General features: G+C 63.2%; 22 protein-coding genes. 12 read left to right on the top strand and 10 right to left on the bottom strand.

Annotation, left to right across the window (positions count from 1 at the left end; all coding sequences use genetic code 11):
• Window positions 1-32 precede the first annotated feature (32 nt).
• The 3 genes from ACZ7GB_RS12935 to ACZ7GB_RS12925 form a co-directional block, all read right to left on the bottom strand.
• Entirely contained in the window at window positions 33-368 is a 336-nt protein-coding gene (locus ACZ7GB_RS12935; protein WP_078520728.1) for a DMT family transporter, read from the bottom strand.
• Window positions 369-386: 18 nt separating this feature from the next.
• The gene (locus ACZ7GB_RS12930) at window positions 387-1,034 is read right to left on the bottom strand and encodes a YitT family protein (RefSeq protein WP_078601379.1); all 648 of its coding nucleotides are present in this window, start codon (window positions 1,032-1,034) and stop codon (window positions 387-389) included.
• A 119-nt stretch (window positions 1,035-1,153) separates the two neighbouring features.
• The gene (locus tag ACZ7GB_RS12925) at window positions 1,154-1,771 is read right to left on the bottom strand and encodes a YitT family protein (RefSeq protein WP_083076936.1); all 618 of its coding nucleotides are present in this window, start codon (window positions 1,769-1,771) and stop codon (window positions 1,154-1,156) included.
• 425 nt (window positions 1,772-2,196) lie between these two features.
• Here ACZ7GB_RS12925 and ACZ7GB_RS12920 point away from each other — a divergent pair, with 425 nt between their 5' ends.
• Window positions 2,197-2,418: a hypothetical protein gene (locus ACZ7GB_RS12920; protein WP_078550289.1), complete on the top strand. Its 222-nt coding sequence runs from the start codon at window positions 2,197-2,199 to the stop codon at window positions 2,416-2,418.
• Between the two features lie 273 nt (window positions 2,419-2,691).
• On the opposite strand, the gene ACZ7GB_RS12915 is transcribed toward ACZ7GB_RS12920, so the two are convergent.
• From ACZ7GB_RS12915 to ACZ7GB_RS12890, 6 genes are all read right to left on the bottom strand, one after another.
• A complete protein-coding gene (locus ACZ7GB_RS12915) occupies window positions 2,692-3,906 on the bottom strand; it encodes an NADP-dependent isocitrate dehydrogenase (RefSeq protein WP_274963411.1) in 1,215 nt (404 codons plus the stop codon).
• A gap of 91 nt (window positions 3,907-3,997) precedes the next feature.
• Window positions 3,998-6,202 (bottom strand): NADP-dependent isocitrate dehydrogenase, encoded by a 2,205-nt coding sequence (locus tag ACZ7GB_RS12910; RefSeq protein ID WP_472158981.1) that lies wholly within the window; start codon window positions 6,200-6,202, stop codon window positions 3,998-4,000.
• Between the two features lie 146 nt (window positions 6,203-6,348).
• A complete protein-coding gene (locus tag ACZ7GB_RS12905) occupies window positions 6,349-6,939 on the bottom strand; it encodes an HD domain-containing protein (RefSeq protein ID WP_078550295.1) in 591 nt (196 codons plus the stop codon).
• Window positions 6,936-7,373 carry a hypothetical protein gene (locus tag ACZ7GB_RS12900; RefSeq protein WP_078571051.1) on the bottom strand — a complete coding sequence of 146 codons (438 nt, stop codon included), beginning with the start codon at window positions 7,371-7,373 and terminating at the stop codon, window positions 6,936-6,938. The genes ACZ7GB_RS12905 and ACZ7GB_RS12900 overlap by 4 nt, the downstream gene beginning before the upstream one ends.
• Window positions 7,370-7,633, bottom strand: coding sequence for a hypothetical protein (locus ACZ7GB_RS12895; protein ID WP_198453180.1), 264 nt, complete (start codon window positions 7,631-7,633; stop codon window positions 7,370-7,372). The genes ACZ7GB_RS12900 and ACZ7GB_RS12895 overlap by 4 nt, the downstream gene beginning before the upstream one ends.
• Window positions 7,633-8,310 carry an alpha/beta hydrolase gene (locus ACZ7GB_RS12890; protein ID WP_078540872.1) on the bottom strand — a complete coding sequence of 226 codons (678 nt, stop codon included), beginning with the start codon at window positions 8,308-8,310 and terminating at the stop codon, window positions 7,633-7,635. The genes ACZ7GB_RS12895 and ACZ7GB_RS12890 overlap by 1 nt, the downstream gene beginning before the upstream one ends.
• A gap of 255 nt (window positions 8,311-8,565) precedes the next feature.
• Between ACZ7GB_RS12890 and iscR the strand changes: the two genes are divergently transcribed.
• From iscR to ACZ7GB_RS12835, 11 genes are all read left to right on the top strand, one after another.
• Window positions 8,566-9,024 (top strand): Fe-S cluster assembly transcriptional regulator IscR, encoded by a 459-nt coding sequence (gene iscR, locus ACZ7GB_RS12885; protein WP_078520720.1) that lies wholly within the window; start codon window positions 8,566-8,568, stop codon window positions 9,022-9,024.
• A gap of 143 nt (window positions 9,025-9,167) precedes the next feature.
• Window positions 9,168-10,211: a cysteine desulfurase family protein gene (locus ACZ7GB_RS12880; RefSeq protein WP_078550301.1), complete on the top strand. Its 1,044-nt coding sequence runs from the start codon at window positions 9,168-9,170 to the stop codon at window positions 10,209-10,211.
• Between the two features lie 18 nt (window positions 10,212-10,229).
• Window positions 10,230-11,750, top strand: a complete 1,521-nt coding sequence (gene sufB, locus ACZ7GB_RS12875) for a Fe-S cluster assembly protein SufB (protein WP_078520718.1) — start codon at window positions 10,230-10,232, stop codon at window positions 11,748-11,750.
• 99 nt (window positions 11,751-11,849) lie between these two features.
• Complete coding sequence (locus tag ACZ7GB_RS12870; RefSeq protein WP_078540878.1) at window positions 11,850-12,383, top strand: hypothetical protein; 534 nt, start codon at window positions 11,850-11,852, stop codon at window positions 12,381-12,383.
• 52 nt (window positions 12,384-12,435) lie between these two features.
• Complete coding sequence (locus ACZ7GB_RS12865; protein WP_075774851.1) at window positions 12,436-12,750, top strand: heavy metal-binding domain-containing protein; 315 nt, start codon at window positions 12,436-12,438, stop codon at window positions 12,748-12,750.
• A 9-nt stretch (window positions 12,751-12,759) separates the two neighbouring features.
• A complete protein-coding gene (sufC, locus tag ACZ7GB_RS12860) occupies window positions 12,760-13,533 on the top strand; it encodes a Fe-S cluster assembly ATPase SufC (RefSeq protein WP_075774850.1) in 774 nt (257 codons plus the stop codon).
• Complete coding sequence (sufD, locus tag ACZ7GB_RS12855) at window positions 13,533-14,810, top strand: Fe-S cluster assembly protein SufD (protein ID WP_472158980.1); 1,278 nt, start codon at window positions 13,533-13,535, stop codon at window positions 14,808-14,810. The genes sufC and sufD overlap by 1 nt, the downstream gene beginning before the upstream one ends.
• A gap of 9 nt (window positions 14,811-14,819) precedes the next feature.
• Complete coding sequence (locus ACZ7GB_RS12850) at window positions 14,820-15,311, top strand: Yip1 family protein (protein WP_078520714.1); 492 nt, start codon at window positions 14,820-14,822, stop codon at window positions 15,309-15,311.
• Window positions 15,311-15,904, top strand: coding sequence for a YIP1 family protein (locus ACZ7GB_RS12845; protein WP_158522163.1), 594 nt, complete (start codon window positions 15,311-15,313; stop codon window positions 15,902-15,904). Before ACZ7GB_RS12850 ends, ACZ7GB_RS12845 begins: the two co-directional genes overlap by 1 nt.
• Window positions 15,905-15,912: 8 nt before the next feature.
• Window positions 15,913-17,133: a cysteine desulfurase gene (locus ACZ7GB_RS12840; RefSeq protein ID WP_078601388.1), complete on the top strand. Its 1,221-nt coding sequence runs from the start codon at window positions 15,913-15,915 to the stop codon at window positions 17,131-17,133.
• Between the two features lie 86 nt (window positions 17,134-17,219).
• Window positions 17,220-18,257, top strand: coding sequence for a patatin-like phospholipase family protein (locus ACZ7GB_RS12835; protein WP_472158979.1), 1,038 nt, complete (start codon window positions 17,220-17,222; stop codon window positions 18,255-18,257).
• On the opposite strand, the gene ACZ7GB_RS12830 is transcribed toward ACZ7GB_RS12835, so the two are convergent.
• The gene (locus ACZ7GB_RS12830; protein WP_078540889.1) at window positions 18,239-18,940 is read right to left on the bottom strand and encodes a DUF502 domain-containing protein; all 702 of its coding nucleotides are present in this window, start codon (window positions 18,938-18,940) and stop codon (window positions 18,239-18,241) included. The genes ACZ7GB_RS12835 and ACZ7GB_RS12830 overlap by 19 nt on opposite strands.
• Between the last annotated feature and the right edge of the window lie 47 nt (window positions 18,941-18,987).

Raw genomic sequence — 18,987 nt, 5'->3', positions numbered from 1 at the left:
GCGCGGCAATCGCGCCGCGATGCGGCATCACGTCAGTGGAAATGCGATTTCGAGAACAGGTTGATCACGATGATCCCCGTCAGAATCAGCGCGATCCCGATCAGAGCGGGCAAATCCAGCCGCTGATTGAACATCAGCCAGCCCACGCCCGCGATCAGCACCATGCCGATCCCGGACCACAGCGCATAGGTGATCCCGAGCGGCAGCACCTTCAGCACCAGCGTGAAGAAATAGAGCCCGCCGATGAAGCCCACCGCCACGCCCACCGTCGGCCAGAACCGCGAGAATTGCTGGCTCGCCTGCAGACAGGCCGAGCCGAAGGTCTCGAAGGCGACCGCGATGAGCAGGAAGAGGTAGGTGTTGAACATGCCCGGCAGTCTGCCGGATCACTCGGCGATATACCAGTCGCGACGGTGGTTCATCGCAACGATAAAGTTCAGTACCAGCGCGCCCAGAAGCGAGTAGAGCACCAGCGGCGGCGCGAGGATGAAGCTCGCGATGACAAACAGGCACAGGTCATGGATCAGCTGCGTCCAGCCCGCGCGGAAGCCGAACTTGTCTTGCAGGATCACGGCGACGATGGAGACGCCGCCGAGGCTGCCCTTGTGTCGGAAGAGACCCAGCAGGCCGACGCCTGCCGAGATGCCGAACAGCACGGCGGCCACGGCGGGGTGGATTTCCGCGACATGCAGGACGGGTTTGAGCGCCTCGGCCATCAGCGAGACGAGCGTCACGGTCACGAGGCTCTTCAGCGCAAAGCCTGCGCCGCGCGCGTAATAGGCGAAGGCGTAGAAGGGGATGTTGATCACGAAGAACACGACCCCGAAGCTGAACCCGGTGATATAGGACAGGATCAGCGCGGCTCCTGCGGTGCCCCCGGTCACGAGGCCTGCGGCGCGCAGCAGGTGAATCCCCAGCGCGGCCTGTGCGGCGGCCACGACAAGGCCCTGCAGATCCTCGAGCTTCGAGTAATGCGGACGGGTCGCCTCTTTGGCTGCGATCTGGTCGGCGGTGATATGTGCGTCAGTGGTCATGACCCAATAATAGGGCATAATAGCTGACCTACCAAATCGCTGGGCGCAGGTCGGCTTTGCATCGCGCGAAAGGGTCGGAGCAGGGTGCGCGGACCCGTTGCCCGCAGATCACGCCCGGATCAGGTGGCGATATAGCGATCGCGGCGGTGATTGATCAGGATGATGACGTTGAGAACCATCGCGCCCAGCAGCGACCACAGCACCTTGTCGAGCGGCAGCACGAAGAGCGCGAAGAGGAACACGCCGCAATCGAACAGGATCTGCGTGCGGCCCGCCTTGAAGCCGGTCTTGTCCTGCAGATAAAGCGCCACGATCCCCACGCCGCCAAGGCTCGCACCGTGGCGGAACAGGGCCAGAAGGCCCGCGCCTGCGGTCACGCCTGCCAGCACGGCGGCCGCGCCGGGGTGGAGGATGGCGAAGCTCAGAAGATGCGGAAAAACTTCGGTAAATCCGGACAGGAGCGCAACCGAGAGCACCGTCTTCACCGTGAACCGCGCGCCCATCCGGCGGAAAGCCAGCCAGTAGAAGGGCAGGTTGAGCGTGAAGAAGATCGCGCCGAAGCTCCAGCCGGTGACGTAAGACAGCACCAGCGACAGGCCTGCGATCTGACCGGTGAACAGCCCCGCGCCATGCAGCAGCGACACCGACAGCGCCACCAGCAAGGTGCCGGTGAGAAGCCCTTGGGTGTCCTCGGGCAGGGTGTGGCGGTGCGGGTCTTGGATACGGGTCTCGCTCATGGCGCTCAGATGCCACGCGGCAACGCCAAGCGCAAGAACTGAGGCGCATCGGCAACAGAGGTGCTCCAATACCTGCGGATCACAGTCGCGTGAGTTGCCGCCGCTTTCTGGATCGGGCCAATTGGCGCCATTCGCAATGCCCAAGACAAGAGGAGGGCCGCCATGATGTCATATCGCCAAGCCCTCGCATCGCAGTGCGAAACCCGTATCGGTTTTTCGGGCACCACTCGCGTCGCACGACGCCAGGACTGACCCTCCCGATACGCCCCGGAGCCTAGGCTCCACTCCCGCAAACTGACCCGATTTCCGCGTCCCGATCCTGTCGTGACGCATCCTGGCCGCGCTCTCGCGGTCCCCGTCGGGTCTTCTTTCACATCAGTAGACGAAAGGCCGGTTGCGGGGATGGTCCCGCGCCGGGACATGACATGATCCAGACTCTCGAGCGTCCGAGCGACGCATTCACCATCGAAGCCGCCATCGCCAAGTTCGGCGCAGGCAAAGTTCTCCGTGCGGCGCTGTTTGCGCTGATCGCGCGTGGCGGCAAACCGCGCCCGCTCGATGCGGAGCAACTCAGCGACCACTTGCGCAGAGATATCGGGCTCGGGCCCGCCGAGCCTCCGCCAGAGCCGTGGAGCATGATGCGGTAAGCGAAAGGGCCGGGCGTGTGATGCGCCCGGCCCGACTAAGGATTGAGGGACGCGCCCGACCTCGGGTGGGCGCTGTTCCTTTTTTGTGGTTTGTCTTTTTATCGTACAAGCCCGAATGACGTGCGTGTTTGCGGAGACACCGCCAATGCGCCCTCCCGGGGGGAGGTCGGGCGCGGCCCGGGGCTGGTCGCCCCGTGCCAGTCAGGAGCCAACCGCCTCGCTAAATGAAAAAGGCGGGGATAACCCCGCCTTCCTCAACCCGTTTCGCGCGCTTTACAGCGACAGCGACTTGTTCAGGTATTCGTCGATCTTCTCGAGGAAGCCCATCGTGGTCAGCCATTTCTGATCAGGGCCGACGAGCAGCGCGAGGTCCTTGGTCATGTGACCGTCTTCGACCGCCTGCACGCAGACCTTCTCGAGCGTTTCCGCAAAGGTCTGGAGCTGCGCGTTACCATCGAGCTTGGCGCGGTGCTTCAGGCCACCGGTCCAGGCGAAGATCGAGGCGATGGAGTTCGTCGAGGTCTCTTTGCCCTGCTGGTGCTGGCGGTAGTGACGCGTGACCGTGCCGTGGGCGGCCTCGGCTTCCACCGTCTTGCCATCGGGCGTCATCAGGATCGAGGTCATCAGGCCCAGCGAGCCAAAGCCCTGCGCGACCGTATCCGACTGCACGTCGCCGTCGTAGTTCTTGCAGGCCCAGACATAGCCGCCCGACCATTTCAGCGAGGAGGCCACCATGTCGTCGATCAGGCGGTGCTCGTACCAGATGCCCGCTTCCTTGAACTTCTCGGCGAATTCTTCCTCGAAGACCTGCTGGAACAGATCCTTGAAGCGCCCGTCATAGGCTTTGAGGATCGTGTTCTTGGTCGAGAGATACACCGGCCAGCCCTTCAGCAGGCCGTAGTTCAGCGAGGCCCGCGCGAAGTCGATGATCGACTTGTCGAGGTTGTACATGCCCATCACGACGCCTGCGTCGGGGGCCTTGAACACTTCCTTCTCGATCACCTCACCGTCGTCGCCCACGAATTTCAGCGTGATCGTGCCCTTGCCGGGGAAACGGAAATCGGTGGCCTTGTACTGGTCGCCATAGGCGTGACGGCCCACAACGATCGGCTTGGTCCAGCCCGGAACGAGGCGCGGGACGTTCTTGCAGATGATCGGCTCGCGGAAGATGACGCCGCCGAGGATGTTGCGGATCGTGCCGTTGGGCGAACGATACATGCGCTTGAGGTTGAATTCCTCCATGCGCGCCTCGTCGGGGGTGATCGTCGCGCATTTGACGCCGACGCCGTATTGCTTGATCGCCTCGGCCGCGTCGACGGTGATCTGGTCGTCGGTCGCGTCGCGGCTCTCGATGCCGAGGTCGTAATATTTCAGGTCGATATCGAGATAGGGCAGGATCAGCTTCTGCTTGATGAAGTCCCAGATGATGCGGGTCATCTCGTCGCCGTCGAGTTCGACGACGGGGTTGTCTACCTTGATCTTGGTCATGCGCGTTCCTTCCAAAATTCACGGGTTTGTGTTCCGGGGAGGCCGGGAATCGAAAGGGGCGGCCCGCGCCGCCCCTTCTGTCTCAGTGCTCTCAGCCGATGATGGCGTTGAGCGTTTCGCTCGGGCGCATCACCGCTGCGAGCTTTTTCGGATCGGCGTGGTAGTAGCCGCCGATATCGGCGGGCTTGCCCTGAACCTCTGCCAGTTCGGCCACGATCTTCGCTTCGCCATCGGCCAGCGCCTTGGCGATCGGGGCGAATTCGGCGGCCAGCTCGGCGTCGCTCGATTGTGCCGCCAGCGCGTCGGCCCAGTAGCGGGCGAACCAGTAGTGGCTGGCGCGGTTGTCGGGCTCGCCGACCTTGCGCGAGGGCGAGCGGTCATTGTCGAGAATGCCCTGCGTCGCGGTCTCGACAGTTTCACCCAGCACGCGCGCTTTGGCGTTGTCGGTCTGGTCGGCGAAGAACTTGAAGCTCTCGCCCAAGGCGCAGAATTCGCCGAGGCTGTCCCAACGCAGGTGGTTTTCCTCCACCAGCTGCTGGACGTGCTTGGGTGCCGAGCCGCCCGCGCCAGTCTCGAACAGACCGCCGCCCTGCATCAGCTTCACGATCGAGAGCATCTTGGCCGAGGTGGCGAGCTCCAGGATCGGGAACAGGTCGGTCAGGTAGTCGCGCAGCACGTTGCCGGTGATCGCGATCGTGTTCTCGCCCTTGGTGATGGTCTCGAGCGAGGCGATGGTAGCTTCACGCGGGGCCATGATCTCGAACTTGTCGGCGACGCCTTTGGCTTCGAGGATCGGCTTCACGAAGGAGATCAGCTCCGCATCGTGGGCGCGGGTCTCGTCGAGCCAGAAGATCGCGCGGTAGCCGGTCGCCTTCTGACGATCGATCGCGAGGTTCACCCAGTCTTCGATCGGCGCCTTGCGGGCCGAAGCCGAACGCCAGATATCGCCCTTCTTCACGTCATGCGAATGCAGCACCGTGCCGTCGTCGAGCACCATCTTCACGGTGCCGTCGGTCGGGATCTCGAAGGTGGTCGGGTGCGAGCCGTATTCCTCGGCTTTCTGGGCCATCAGGCCGATGTTCTGAACGGTGCCCGCGGTGGCGGGGTTCAGTTTGCCGTTGGCTTTGAAATACTCGATCGTCGCATCGTAGACCGGGGCGTAGGAGCTGTCGGGGATCACGCAGACGCAGTCGTGCTCCTTGTTGTCCGGGCCCCAGCCTTTGCCGCCGGCGCGGATCAGCGCGGGCATCGAGGCGTCGATGATGACGTCGGAGGGCACGTGCAGGTTGGTGATGCCCTTGTCCGAGTTCACCATATACATCGGCGGGCGCTGGTCCCGGACCTCTTCGATCGCGGCGAGGATTTCCGGCTCGCCTTTGACGCGCTCCAGCAGGTCGCCCATGCCCGAAGCCGGATCGACGCCGAGCGACTTCATCTTGTCGCCGTATTTCTCGAAGACCGGCTTGAGCCATTCCTTCACCGCATGACCGAAGATGATCGGGTCGGAGACCTTCATCATCGTCGCTTTCATATGCAGCGAGAACAGGACGCCTTCGTCCTTGGTCTTCTTGATTTCCTCGGCGAGGAACGCGTCGAGCTTGTCAGCGGACATGTAGGTCGCATCGACCACGGTGCCTTCGGGATAGCTCACGCCGTCCTTCAGAACGGTCTCGCCATCTGCGCCTTCCAGAACGATCTTCGCGGTGGACGCTTTCGGCAGGGTGGCCGAGAGTTCGTTCGAGAAGAAATCGCCCTCCGACATGGTCGCCACGCGGGTCTTGCTGTCGGCGGTCCACTCGCCCATGCGGTGCGGGTTGTTCTGCGCGAATTTCTTCACGGCAGCGGCGGCGCGGCGGTCCGAGTTACCCTCGCGCAGCACCGGGTTCACGGCCGAGCCCTTGATCGAGTCGTATTTCGCGCGGACGGCTTTTTCCTCATCCGTCTTCGGCTCTTCCGGGTAGTCGGGCAGGGCGTAGCCCTGACCCTGCAGTTCGCGCACGGCGGCGACGAGCTGCGGCACCGAGGCCGAGATGTTCGGCAGCTTGATGACGTTGGCCTGCGGCGTCTTTACGTAATCGCCGAGCCATGCCAGATCGTCCGACTGGCGCTGCTCTTCGGTAAGCGCTTCGGGGAAGGTGGCGAGGATACGGCCCGCGAGCGAGATATCCTTGGTGCCGACCGAAATCCCGGCCGCTTGCGCGAATTTGCGCACGATCGGCAGCAGCGATGCGCTCGCCAGTTCCGGGGCCTCGTCGACCTTGGTGTAAATGATGTCAGGAGTGTTCTTGTCGCTCATGGCACAGCCCTCTTCGGTTGAAGCCTCGGTTTGCTGCCTCTTACCCGATTCAGATGCGCTTGGCTAGACGGTATGCGATTGTATACGGAGGTTCCGCGAAATCCCGGAGGAACGCCTCGGAATAGGGGGCAAGGGCCGAGTGTGGCTTAGCTGCGTGCGGCGAACCAGCCTTCGACCCGATCCCGTACCCAGTCCCACACCGCAGGCGCGCCGCGGGCGATCTTGGTGCCGATGCGCTCTTCGAGTTGGGTGAAGCTGACATCGTAATCGATCCACGAGCCACCGCCCGACTGGTGGTTGAGCAGCACAGGCTGCACCCGGTCGAGCGATTTCGCGAAGATCGCGTCGGGGGTCTCGTTGGCCTCGAATTCCTGCCAGAGCGCCAGCATCTGCGCTCCCTGATCCCCGGGCAACAACCCGAAGATACGTTCGGCGGCGGCGGCTTCTGCTTTCAGGATGTCTTCCGCGCCATGCGCCGTGCCGCCCTTGGAATGGATCGGCACATCGCCCACGTCGATCTCGACCAGATCGTGCAGCAGGAGCATGCGGATCACCCGGTCGATCGAGACGCCTTCGGGTGCCTGTTCGGCCAGCGTCAGCGCATAGAGCGCGAGCGACCAGCTATGCTCGCCCGAGTTTTCGGGGCGCGAGGCGTCGTGGATCGGCGTCGCACGGGTCACCGATTTCAGTTTCTCGGCCTCGGCGAGGAAGGTGAATTGCTGATCGAGCCGGGTCATGTACGTCTCCAGAGCCGGGGCAGAAGCAGAAGCAGCGCCACGAAGGCGAAGAGACCGCCGGCGCGCCAGCTCATCGCGCGGTCGGTGTAGCCGGAACAGTCGAGGTTCGGCGCCGCGAAGGCGTAGAACAGGACCGTGGCGAGGATCGAAAAGACGACGATGCCCATCCCCAGAACCGGCGGGATCGCGCGGTTTGCGGCCGCGAGCAGCAACCCGGTCCAGCCCAGCCAGAGCGGGGCCACAACGAGGATCAGATGCATCGGGTTTGCGAGGAGTTCGCCGAGGCCCATGACCAGCGCCGCGCCGCGCGACGACGCGCCGCTCCACTCTCCGTCGCAAATCATGTGGCTTGCATGAAAGGCTGTCGCGATGATCAGCGACAGGGCGAGGGAGAGGGCTGCCGCGAAAACGACGCGCGCGGCCCCCGGGCTCATGATCCGGTCCCGGAATCCGGTGTCTTCGCCGCTGCCTGCGCCCGCTTTTCCAGTTCCACCAGCTTGCGCTCGAAGAATTCGCGGCCACGTTGCTCGGCCATATGCAGGCGACAGGCCGTGATATAGGCCTCCTGCAGCGAGGGCGACGACGTGCCGATATAGTTGCTCACCTCCATGAAGAGGCGTTCGTCGTCGTATTTGCGCATCGCCTCCATCGTGTCGGTGGCGAGCTTTTCGGCGAGTTCGTCGATCAGCGCCATTAGCGCGTGCCCTCCGTCAGGCGGCGGCGGACATAGGTTTGAACCGTGTCGATCATCGGCTGCATATGGGCTTCTTCGTTCTTGAAGAAGTGATCCGCGCCTTCGATGACCTCATGGGTGATCGTGATGCCCTTCTGCTCCTGCAGCTTGGAGACCAGTTGCTCGGTCTCCTTGGGCTGCGCAATCCGGTCGTTCGTGCCGTTGATGATCAGACCCGAGGACGGGCAGGGCGCGAGGAAGGAATAGTCGTAATTGCCGGGGCCGGGCGACGAGGGGCCGGGCGGGGCAACGGAGATGAAGCCGGTGATCTCGGGACGGCGCATCAGAAGCTGCATGCCGATCCACGCGCCGAAGGAATGGCCCGCGACCCAGCAATGCTTCGAGTTGGGGTTCATCGTCTGCAGGTAGTCCAGCGCCGAGGCGGCATCGGACAATTCGCCCACGCCCTGATCGTATTCGCCTTGGCTGCGGCCCACGCCCCGGAAGTTGAAGCGCAGAACGGTGAAGCCCATTTTGAAGAAGGCGTAATGCAGGTTGTAGACGACGCGGTTGTTCATCGTGCCGCCGAATTGCGGGTCGGGGTGCAGAATGATCGCGATCGGCGCGTCGGGTGCGGGCTGCGGGTGGTAGCGCCCCTCGAGGCGACCTTCGGGACCGGGAAAAATGACTTCGGGCATCGTCTCTCGTTTTTATTGCGCCAGCTCTGGGTTCCTTGGGCGCCTGCGCTCCTGCCTTTCTTGACGGGTCGGCGCGGCTGGCCTAGGAGAAAGCCTCCCCCGGCGCCATGCCGGGAGATCGGGCATTGGTGGAGGTAATCGGCCCTCGCGCTTGCGTCAATGCTTTAGCAATGATTCACTCCTGCGCGGGCGGTGTTTTCGAGCCGATTTTCGGCTAAATACGGGTTCGGATGGGTCTCGGGCCGAGGAGGGTGCATGAAACTGTCGACGAAAGGCCGTTACGCGATGGTCGCGCTGGTCGATCTGGCGCTGGCGGGCGAAGGCAGCCGGACCTCTCTGGCGGCGCTGTCCGAGCGTCAGGATATCTCGCTGCCCTATCTGGAGCAGCTCTTTGTACGGCTGCGCCGGGCGGGGCTGGTGAATTCGGTGCGCGGTCCGGGCGGCGGCTACCGGCTGGCGCGTTGCCCGTCGGAGATCCGCATCTCGGAGATTTTCGAGGCCGTGGACGAGACCGTCTCGGCGATGCATGTCGGCGCCGGCGCCTCGGGGGCGATTTCGGGCTCGCGGGCGCAGTCGATGGCGAACCGTTTGTGGGAGAGCCTGTCGGCACAGGTCTTCGTCTTCCTGCACCAGACGACGCTGGATGATGTGGTGAAGAACCGCATGAAACCCTGTCCGGCCGTGCCGAGCCTGTTTTCGGTCGTCGACGAGTAACTCCGACCGCCGGGGCGTGATGGCTTCTCGCGGACGCTCCGCGGGGGATATTTTTGCCAAGCCGAAGGCACGCCCTTTCTTCTGGGGCGCGGCTGCCCTATCCCCGCCGCAGCTATCCGACACCCAACTAAGCGGAGCGTATCATGGCGCGCAGCTATCTCGATTGGAACGCGACAACGCCGCTGAGGGCAGAGGCCCGTCAGGCGATGATCGAAGCGATGGATGTGGTGGGCAACCCGTCATCGGTGCATTCCGAGGGCCGCGCGGCGAAAGCGCTGATGGAGCGCGCGCGCTCTCAGGTCGCGGCAGCCTTGGGGGCCGAGGGGCAGGATGTGATCTTCACCTCCGGCGCGACCGAGGCCGCGGCGCTGGCGCTTGGCGGGCGCGAGGTGCATTGCGCGGGCGTCGAGCATGATGCGATCCGCAGCTGGTGCGTCGAGGATCTTCCCGTCGATCGGGCAGGGCGGATCACCGTCACCGATCCGGCGAATTCGGCCCTGCAGCTGGCCAATTCCGAGACCGGCGTGGTGCAGGAACTGCCCGAGGGGCTGTATCTGAGCGATCTCACCCAAGGCTTCGGCAAGATCCCGTTTGCGTTCAACTGGCTCGGCACCACCTGCGGCATCGTCTCGGCGCATAAGCTGGGCGGGCCGAAGGGCGTGGGCGCGCTGATCGTGAAGCGCGGCACTGATATCGCCGCGCAGCTCAAAGGCGGTGGTCAGGAGATGGGTCGGCGGGCCGGCACGGAGAACCTGATCGGCATCGCGGGATTCGGTGCGGCAGCCGAAGCAGCCTCGCGCGATCTTGAGGGCGGAATCTGGCGCGAGATCGAAAAACTTAGAAACATTCTAGAAAACGCCATTGCGGATCGGGCAAGCGAGACTATTTTTGTCGGGAATGAATCGCACAGGCTTCCGAACACCTCCTGCTTCATCACGCCCGGCTGGAAGGGCGAGACGCAGGTGATGCAGATGGACCTGGGCGGGTTCGCGGTTTCCGCAGGCTCCGCCTGTTCGAGCGGGAAGGTCAAAAGCTCTGCTGCGCTGGTCGCAATGGGCTTTTCGGAAACCGAGGCGGGATCGGCCTTGCGGGTCTCGCTGGGGCCGCAGAGCCGCGAAGAAGATGTCATGCGTTTCGCCGAACACTGGCTGAAATGCGAAGCGAAACACCGCGCACGGCGCGGGTAAGAGATGGGAGAGCCGGATATGGCGGGCGTTGATCAGGTGGAAGTACGTGAAGGCGTCGATCGCGAGACGGTCGAGACCGTCCAGAATATGGGCACCTACAAATACGGCTGGAACACCGATATCGAGATGGAATACGCGCCCAAAGGCGTGAACACGGATATCGTCCGCCTCATCTCGGACAAGAACAAAGAGCCCGAGTGGATGACCGAATGGCGTCTGCAGGCGTTCTCGCGCTGGGAAGATATGCCCAAGCCGAACTGGGCGCTGCTGAAGGTTCCGGAAATCGATTTTCAGGACCAGTATTACTACGCGCGCCCGAAAAGCATGGTCGAGAAGCCCAAGTCGCTCGACGAGGTCGATCCCAAGCTGCTCGCGACCTATGAGAAGCTCGGCATTCCGCTGAAGGAACAGATGATCCTCGCGGGCGTCGAAGGCGCGGAAGACATCAACCTCGACGATCGCCAGATCGCGGTCGACGCGGTGTTCGACTCCGTCTCCGTCGGGACCACCTTCAAGGACAAGCTGGCCGAGGCGGGCGTGATCTTCTGCTCGATCTCGGAAGCGATCCAGGAACACCCGGAGCTGGTGAAGAAATATCTCGGCTCGGTCGTGCCGCAGGCGGATAACTTCTACGCCGCGCTGAACTCGGCCGTGTTTTCGGACGGCTCCTTCGTCTACGTCCCGCCGGGCGTGCGCTGCCCGATGGAACTGTCGACCTATTTCCGCATCAACGCGGAAAACACGGGGCAGTTCGAGCGCACCCTGATCATCGCCGACAAGGGCTCGTATGTGTCCTATCTCGAAGGCTGCACCGCGCCCAAGCGCGACACTGCGCAGCTGCACGCGGCCGTGGTCGAGATCATCGTCGAGGAAGATGCCGAGGTGAAATATTCCACGGTGCAGAACTGGTTCCCGGGCGATGAAGACGGCAAGGGCGGTATCTACAACTTCGTCACCAAACGTGCCGATTGCCGCGGCGACCGCGCCAAGGTGATGTGGACGCAGGTCGAGACCGGCTCCGCGATCACGTGGAAATACCCGTCCTGCATCCTGCGCGGCAACGAGAGCCAGGGCGAGTTCTACTCGATCGCCATCGCGAATAACTGGCAGCAGGCCGATACCGGCACCAAGATGATCCACCTCGGCAAAGACACCCGTTCGCGGATCGTGTCCAAGGGCATTTCGGCCGGTCAGGCGCAGAACACCTATCGCGGTCTCGTCTCGATGCACCCGAAAGCGACCGACTCGCGCAACTACACGCAATGTGACTCGCTGCTGATCGGCGACAAATGCGGCGCGCACACGGTTCCCTATATCGAGGTGAAGAACAACTCGAGCCGGGTCGAGCACGAGGCCACCACCTCGAAGGTGGATGACGATCAGCTGTTCTACTGCCGCGCCCGCGGGATGGACGAGGAAGAGGCCGTGGCGCTTGTCGTCAACGGGTTCTGCCGCGAAGTCCTTCAGGCGCTGCCGATGGAATTCGCGATGGAAGCTCAAAGCCTTGTGGCGATCTCGCTGGAGGGGAGCGTCGGGTGATCTTCACGCGCGCAAATATCGAAATTGCCGAGGATCTGCCGCATTTCGGGCATAATTCTTATGCATGTCTTAACCTGTCCAAATGGATAGGTGAGGGCCATGACGGTATCGAGCGCCAGCTTCAACGATCGCCTCGCGCGGATCGAGAAAACGCGGAAATCGGCGAAGGGCCGGATTCAGCTGCATATCGGGGATCAGGAAGCCTGGGTGGCCAACGATTCAGCGATGCTGCGTCAGGTCATCGCCAAGCCGCGTCACTCGCGGCTGGCCGTGTTCAAGGTCCTGCCCGCGCTGATGGTCGGCGCGATCGGAATGATGGTCGTCACCGCGCTCAAGATGCGCTTTCTGACACCGGAACTGGCCGAGAAAGTCGGCTCCAATCCGGATCTGGTCCTCGTGGTTGCGGCAGTGCTGACCGCCTTCGGGCTGGGTATGATGCTGCGGCTCGCCTCGGTGAAACTGATGGCGGTGCAGCTGCTGGGCGTCGCGCTGGCCTTCGTGGGGCTGCACAATATCGCCTTCTGGCAACCGGACATGGCGGCGCTCGCCTTCACGCCCGACTGGGTGGAGCAGCAGACCGCGCAATTCGAGCCGCGCACCCTGCGCTACGCCGAGACCACCATCCGCTTCTGACCCTTCGCGCGCCCGCCGCGGCCCGCATGGGTCGCCAAACGGGAGGGCGCGCATGATCGTCACCACCACCCCCACCATCGAGGGTCGCCCGATCGCGACCTATCATGGCATCGTCGTGGGCGAAGCCATCATGGGCGCCAATGTCGTCCGCGATATCTTCGCGCAGGTCACCGATATTATCGGCGGCCGCTCCGGCGCGTACGAATCCAAATTGCAAGACGCGCGCGCCACGGCGCTCGGCGAGCTTGAAGACCGCGCCCGCGAGCTGGGCGCGAATGCCGTTGTCGGCGTAGATCTCGACTACGAGGTCGTCGGCCAATCCATGCTTATGGTGTCGGCCTCCGGCACCGCTGTAACCGTATCTTGAGGAAGAACCATGCTTGATATCAAGAACCTGCACGTCAAACTGGAAGAAGAGGACAAGCAGATCCTCAAGGGCGTCAACCTGAGCGTCGAGTCCGGGAAGGTCCATGCGATCATGGGGCCGAACGGCTCGGGCAAGTCGACGTTGTCCTATGTGCTCTCGGGCCGCGATGGCTACGAGGTCACCGAAGGCGAGGCGCATCTCAACGACACCGACCTGCTGGATTCCGAGCCCGAAGAGCGCGCGGCCGCAGGCCTGTTCCTCGCGTTCCAATACCCGGTGGAAATCCCCGGCGTTGGCAACATGACCTTCCTGCGCACCGCGCTCAACGCTCAGCGCAAGGCGCGCGGCGAGGAGGAAATCTCGGCTGGCGACTTCCTGAAACTGGTGCGCGGCAAGGCGAAATCGCTCAAGATCGACGCGGATATGCTGAAGCGTCCGGTCAATGTTGGCTTCTCGGGCGGTGAGAAAAAGCGTAACGAAATCCTGCAGATGGCAATCCTCGAGCCGAAGATGTGCATCCTCGACGAGACCGACTCCGGCCTCGATGTCGACGCGATGCGTCTGGTCGCCGAAGGCGTGAACGCGCTGCGTGACGAAGGCCGGTCCTTCCTCGTGATCACCCACTACCAGCGCCTGCTCGACCACATCAAACCCGATGTCGTCCACATCATGGCGGATGGCCGCATCATCGAGACCGGCGGGCCGGAACTGGCCCTCGAAGTCGAGAAGAACGGCTATGCCGACCTGCTCGCGAAACACGGGATCTCGGAGGTGATGGCGTAATGTCGGCAGTCGAGAAAATGACCCCCGCTGAGACGCGGCTGGCGCGCGTTTCTCTGCCCGACGGGTTCGGGCCGCAACGCCGCGCCGCGCTGGACCGTCTGAACGCGATGGGCCTGCCGGGCCGTCGCGACGAATACTGGCGCTGGACCAACCCGACCGATTTCATCGCGCCCGATCCGGTGCCCGCGGCGCCGTTCAGCGATGACGAGCCGGAGATCTTCGGCGAGATCGATCGTCTGAAGATCGTTTTCCGCGATGGCGTGTTCGATCCTGAGGCCTCCGACGATCTGTCGATGTCCGGCGTCGAGATCCTGCGTCTGGCCGATGCGCCCGACGTGAGCTGGGCCAGCAGCCTTTATGGCACGCTGGAAGCCAACGGTCAGGACCCGGTGAAACGTCCCTTCGCGGCGCTCAACACGGCGTCCGCCACCGATGGTGTGCTGATCCGCGTGACCGGTGCCGCCGAGAAACCCGTGAGCCTGATTTACACCCATGAATCAGAGACTTCCGACCCGATCCTGCATCACCTCGTGAAGCTGGAAGAGGGCGCGGAGATCACGGTTTTGGAGAACGGCCCGGCAGGTGCGCGCTTCAACAAGCTGATGGAAGTGGACGTCGCCAAAGGCGCGAAATTCCACCACATCCGCGTACAGGGCCGCGACCATGAGCGTCGGGCGATCACCTCGATCTTCACCCGCGTCGCGGAAGAAGGTCTGTTCAAGAGCTTCACGCTGACCTCGAACGGGGTGCTGACGCGCAATGAATGCGTGATCGACATCGTGGGCGACGACGCGAACGCACACGTTGCGGGCGCGGCTCTTGGCGATGGCAAAACCGGCAAGTTCCACCACGACGACACCGTCTTCATCACCCACGGGGCCGAGCGCGGCGAGAGCCGTCAGGTCTTCAAGAAAGTGCTGAAGAACGGCGCCGAGGGCATCTTTCAGGGCAAAATCCTCGTGAAGCCGGGCGCGCAGAAGACCGATGGCTACCAGATCAGCCAGTCGCTGCTGCTCGACGAGAACAGCCAGTTCCTCGCCAAGCCGGAGCTAGAGATCTACGCCGATGACGTGCAGTGTTCGCACGGCTCGACCACCGGCGCGATCGACGAGACCGCGCTTTTCTACCTGCGTTCGCGCGGCGTGCCGGAAGAGGAAGCCACCGCGCTTCTGGTTCTGAGCTTCGTGGCCGATGCCATTGAAGAGATTGAGGAAGAGCGGTTCCGCGATGCGATCCTGACCCGGTTGGAAGGGTGGCTTGCACGCCATCGCGGCTGAGGCGCTGCGATGTCCGCGACAGACGATATCCGGCGCAGCTATCGGCGTCCGCGCGTGGTGATGCGCGAGCATCTCGCGCGCCCGGCCTCCGAGCCGCGCGCGCTGGTCTTCCTGCTTGCGGCGCTGACCGTGATCTTCATCGCGCAGTGGCCCCGGCTGTCGCGGATTGCCCATGAGATGCCCGACCAGCCGATGGTCGGGCTGATGATGGGCACGGTGCTGGCGCTGCTCGCGACCGTGCCCGTCTTCTACGCGATTGCGGCACTGAGCCACCTTGTGCTGAGGCTCCTCGGCGGGCAGGGAAGCTGGTATGGTGCGCGCGTCGCGCTGTTCTGGTCGCTTCTGGCGGTCTCGCCGCTGATGCTGCTGCAAGGGCTCGTGGCGGGGTTCATCGGGCGCGGCGCGGAACTTTCGCTCGTTTCCGCGCTTGTGACCGTAGCCTTCGTCCTGCTATGGGGCGCAGCGTTGCGCGTGGTAGAATTCGAAGGAAAAACAAACTGATGCAGCCCGATCTTAAAGAATGGCTTATCCGTAGCTTCACCGATCCGAAGTCGGTTGCGCGCGATTTGATCGGGCTGAATCTGAACGCCAATGCGCGGTTCATGGCGATGGTTCTGGTGGTCGTGATGACCGCGATCCTCGGCACGCTCGCGCAGCTGGTGTTCAGCTTCATCACCAAGGTCGATATCGGCACGGTGACGCCGCCGCTTACCGTTGTGGGGCTGCAGGGCGCGCTTCTGGTCTATGGCGCTTTCGCCATGTCTTTCGTCGGCCAACGCTTTGGCGGGCATGGGAAATTCCCGGATGCGCTGCTACTTCTGACCTGGATCGAATTCGTTCTGATGATCGGTCAGATGATCCAGGTCGTGCTGATGGTCTTCTTCCCGATCTCGGCCACGCTGATGTCGGTGCTGCTGGTGGCGCTGATGTTCTACTTGCTGGTGCAGTTCACTATGGTTCTGCACGGGTTCGAAAACCCCGTGGCGACCGGCTTCGGGGTTATCCTGACCTTTCTGGGCTCGGCGATGATCGCGGGGATCGTGCTGGTGTCGACCGGCCTCGTGCAAATGCCCGCAGACCCCGCGTCACTCTGAGGTGCTCCATGTATGATATCGAAAAAATCCGCGCGGATTTCCCGATCCTGACTCGAGAAGTGAACGGCAAGCCATTGGTTTACCTCGATAACGGGGCCTCGGCGCAAAAGCCGCGCGTCGTGATCGACGCGATGACCCGGATGTATGAGCACGACTATTCCAACGTGCATCGCGGGTTGCATACGCTTTCCAATATCGCGACCGAGAAATACGAGAGCGTGCGCGGGATCGTGGCGCGCTTCCTGCATGTCGCCGATGAAGAGCAGATCGTGTTCACCACCGGCTCGACCGAGGGGATCAACCTCGTGAGCTACGCCTGGGGCGCGCCGAACCTCGAGCCGGGCGACGAGATCATCCTGTCGGTGATGGAGCACCACGCCAATATCGTGCCGTGGCATTTCCTGCGCGAGCGGCAGGGCGTGAAGCTGGTCTGGGTGGAGCCCGAGGCGGACGGTTCGCTGCCGCCCGAGAAGGTGCTGGAGGCGATCACGCCGCGCACCAAGCTGATCGCGATCACCCATATGTCGAACGTGCTGGGCACCCGGGTCGATGTGAAACCGATCGCACAGGCTGCACGGACTCGTGGAATCGCGACGCTGGTGGATGGCTCGCAGGCGGCGGTGCATGGCCCCGTCGATGTCGACGATCTGGGCTGCGATTTCTACGTCATCACTGGACATAAGCTATACGGACCAAGTGGTTCCGGGGCACTCTTCATCCGTCGCGATCGGATGCTCGAGATGCGTCCCTTCCTCGGCGGTGGCGATATGATCGACACCGTCACCCGCAATACGGTGATCTACAACACGCCGCCGATGAAGTTCGAGGCGGGCACGCCCGGCATCGTACAGCAGATCGGCATGGGGGTCGCGCTCGATTACCTGATGGGAATCGGGATGGAGAACATCGCCGAGCACGAGCGCGACCTGCGCGACTACACCACCGAGAAACTGAACGGGCTGAACTGGCTCAACCAGCAGGGCACCGCGGCGGATAAGGGCGCGATCTTCTCGCTCACGCTGAATGGTCCGGCCCATCCGCATGACATCTCGACCATCCTCGACAAGCGGGGCGTGGCGGTGCGCGCGGGGCAGCATTGCACCGGTCCGCTGATGGAATGGCTTGGGGTCACGGCGACGGCGCGCGCGTCTTTCGGGATGTACAACACCCGTGAAGAGGCCGATGCGCTGATTTCCGCGCTCGAATTGTGCCACGATCTGCTAGGCTAAGGGCGCCGCTCGGCGAGGGGACTTGCTTTTGCTGCGATGCAGCATAACTCTGCGGCAGGGAGGCAGGCAGCGAAAGGGCCGAGCCGATGAACCGCAAGAGCATTAACCTCGCGTTGCAAGGTGGGGGCGCGCATGGCGCGTTCACCTGGGGCGTTCTCGACCGTTTTCTGGATGAAGACTGGCTGGACTACGCGGCGATCTCGGGCACCTCGGCCGGGGCACTGAACGGAGCTGCGTTCAAGGCAGGCTATGCCCGTGCCGGTCGTCAGGGCGCACGCGCGTCTCTGGATGAGCTTTGGAGCCAGGTCGCCGAAAGCGTCGATCTGCGGCTCGAGCGGCTGATGCCCGCGCAATTGCCCGGCACCGAGGCGTTGACGCGCTGGTTCGACGCCTTCACGCCCGCGGCTTTCATCGACGGCATGTCGCGGGTCTTCTCGCCCTATGATGCGGGGCCGTTCTACGTGAATCCGCTGGCCTCGGTGGTGGAGCGGTTTCACTATCGCGATGTCTGCGCCGAAGAGGGGCCGCGGCTGCACGTCTCGGCCACAAATGTGCGGACCGGAAAAATCCGCGTCTTCACCGGTGAAGAGATTACGGCGGATGCGATCCTCGCCTCCGCCTGTCTGCCGGAGATTTTTCAGGCGGTCGAGATCGAGGACCCGAAAACCGGCCGCACCGAGGCCTATTGGGATGGCGGCTATACCGGCAATCCGCCGCTTTTCCCGCTGTTCGAACCGGCCTATCCGCGCGACGTGGTGGTGATTTCGATCAACCCGCTCTGGCGCGACGAGATCCCGAAAACGCCCGCGCAGATCGACGAGCGGGTCAACGAGATCAGCTTCAACTCCTCGCTGTTGCGCGAATTGCGAGCGATCAATTTCGTACATCGGCTGATCCGGGAGGACCGGCTCCCCGAAGGGGCGATGAAGGATGTGCTGATCCATATGATCGCCGATGACGACGTCATGGGCGAGCTGAGCGCAAAGTCGAAGATCCTGCCCGAATGGGGGATGCTCGCGAAGCTGAAACTGGCGGGCCGGGCGGCGGCGGATCGTTGGCTCGACGCCCATGCCGACAAGATCGGCAAGGAGGCGTCGACCGATCTTCAGGCCTTGTTCGACTGAAGTTTCACCTTGGTTTTCTTCGCGGGCTTCGCCTCTTTCGGCTGCGGATAGACGAGCCCCGCCGAGATGATCAGCTTCGCCGCATCCTCGACCGACATGTCGAGATAGGTCACCTGCGATTGCGGGACAAACAGCAGGAAGCCCGAGGTCGGGTTCGGCGTCGTCGGCAGGAAGACCGAGATCAGCGGGTCGTCGTCTTCGGCCTTCGCCGCGATCTCGCCTTTCGCGGTCGAGGAGACGAAGGCGACCGCTTTTAGCCCCTCGCGCGGATATTCGATCATGCAGGCGCGGTCGAACTTGCCTTCGGACTGGCTGAGCACCGTTTCCGCGATCTGCTTGAGCCCGCTATAGACCGTGCGCACGAAGGGCAGGCGGTCGACGATGCTCTCGCCGAAGCGCAGCATCGTGCGCCCGAAGAAGCCCTTGGCGAGCCAGCCGACGATCACGGTGAAGACAAGGAAGATGATGACGCCGAGCCCGCGCACATTGATGCCGATATAGCGCTCGGGGCGCAGTTCGGGCGGGACAAGCGGCAGCACCCAGCCATCGACCCAGCCGGCCATCGTCCACATGAGCCATATCGTCAGACCGATCGGCGCGACGACGATCAACCCGGTGAAGAAGGAGGCACGCAGCGCGGCAAAGCGCGAGCGGCGGCGCGGATGGGGGTCGTCTTTTGTCATGATCTGGATGCGCCCTCTCGTGGCGATGCGTTGCCTGCTATCTAGGC

It is taken from the genome of Thioclava sp. PTB-PU3-1 (assembly GCF_055666785.1).
This window is presented reverse-complemented; position numbering and strand designations above follow the sequence as displayed.

Bases quoted from the DNA above. Each gene is read 5' to 3' on its own strand.
- ACZ7GB_RS12935 (WP_078520728.1), bottom strand. From the start codon at position 368: ATGTTCAACACCTACCTCTTCCTGCTCATCGCGGTCGCCTTCGAGACC.
- ACZ7GB_RS12930 (WP_078601379.1), bottom strand. From the start codon at position 1,034: ATGACCACTGACGCACATATCACCGCCGACCAGATCGCAGCCAAAGAG.
- ACZ7GB_RS12925 (WP_083076936.1), bottom strand. From the start codon at position 1,771: ATGAGCGAGACCCGTATCCAAGACCCGCACCGCCACACCCTGCCCGAG.
- ACZ7GB_RS12920 (WP_078550289.1), top strand. From the start codon at position 2,197: ATGATCCAGACTCTCGAGCGTCCGAGCGACGCATTCACCATCGAAGCC.
- ACZ7GB_RS12915 (WP_274963411.1), bottom strand. From the start codon at position 3,906: ATGACCAAGATCAAGGTAGACAACCCCGTCGTCGAACTCGACGGCGAC.
- ACZ7GB_RS12910 (WP_472158981.1), bottom strand. From the start codon at position 6,202: ATGAGCGACAAGAACACTCCTGACATCATTTACACCAAGGTCGACGAG.
- ACZ7GB_RS12905 (WP_078550295.1), bottom strand. From the start codon at position 6,939: ATGACCCGGCTCGATCAGCAATTCACCTTCCTCGCCGAGGCCGAGAAA.
- ACZ7GB_RS12900 (WP_078571051.1), bottom strand. From the start codon at position 7,373: ATGAGCCCGGGGGCCGCGCGCGTCGTTTTCGCGGCAGCCCTCTCCCTC.
- ACZ7GB_RS12895 (WP_198453180.1), bottom strand. From the start codon at position 7,633: ATGGCGCTGATCGACGAACTCGCCGAAAAGCTCGCCACCGACACGATG.
- ACZ7GB_RS12890 (WP_078540872.1), bottom strand. From the start codon at position 8,310: ATGCCCGAAGTCATTTTTCCCGGTCCCGAAGGTCGCCTCGAGGGGCGC.
- iscR (WP_078520720.1), top strand. From the start codon at position 8,566: ATGAAACTGTCGACGAAAGGCCGTTACGCGATGGTCGCGCTGGTCGAT.
- ACZ7GB_RS12880 (WP_078550301.1), top strand. From the start codon at position 9,168: ATGGCGCGCAGCTATCTCGATTGGAACGCGACAACGCCGCTGAGGGCA.
- sufB (WP_078520718.1), top strand. From the start codon at position 10,230: ATGGCGGGCGTTGATCAGGTGGAAGTACGTGAAGGCGTCGATCGCGAG.
- ACZ7GB_RS12870 (WP_078540878.1), top strand. From the start codon at position 11,850: ATGACGGTATCGAGCGCCAGCTTCAACGATCGCCTCGCGCGGATCGAG.
- ACZ7GB_RS12865 (WP_075774851.1), top strand. From the start codon at position 12,436: ATGATCGTCACCACCACCCCCACCATCGAGGGTCGCCCGATCGCGACC.
- sufC (WP_075774850.1), top strand. From the start codon at position 12,760: ATGCTTGATATCAAGAACCTGCACGTCAAACTGGAAGAAGAGGACAAG.
- sufD (WP_472158980.1), top strand. From the start codon at position 13,533: ATGTCGGCAGTCGAGAAAATGACCCCCGCTGAGACGCGGCTGGCGCGC.
- ACZ7GB_RS12850 (WP_078520714.1), top strand. From the start codon at position 14,820: ATGTCCGCGACAGACGATATCCGGCGCAGCTATCGGCGTCCGCGCGTG.
- ACZ7GB_RS12845 (WP_158522163.1), top strand. From the start codon at position 15,311: ATGCAGCCCGATCTTAAAGAATGGCTTATCCGTAGCTTCACCGATCCG.
- ACZ7GB_RS12840 (WP_078601388.1), top strand. From the start codon at position 15,913: ATGTATGATATCGAAAAAATCCGCGCGGATTTCCCGATCCTGACTCGA.
- ACZ7GB_RS12835 (WP_472158979.1), top strand. From the start codon at position 17,220: ATGAACCGCAAGAGCATTAACCTCGCGTTGCAAGGTGGGGGCGCGCAT.
- ACZ7GB_RS12830 (WP_078540889.1), bottom strand. From the start codon at position 18,940: ATGACAAAAGACGACCCCCATCCGCGCCGCCGCTCGCGCTTTGCCGCG.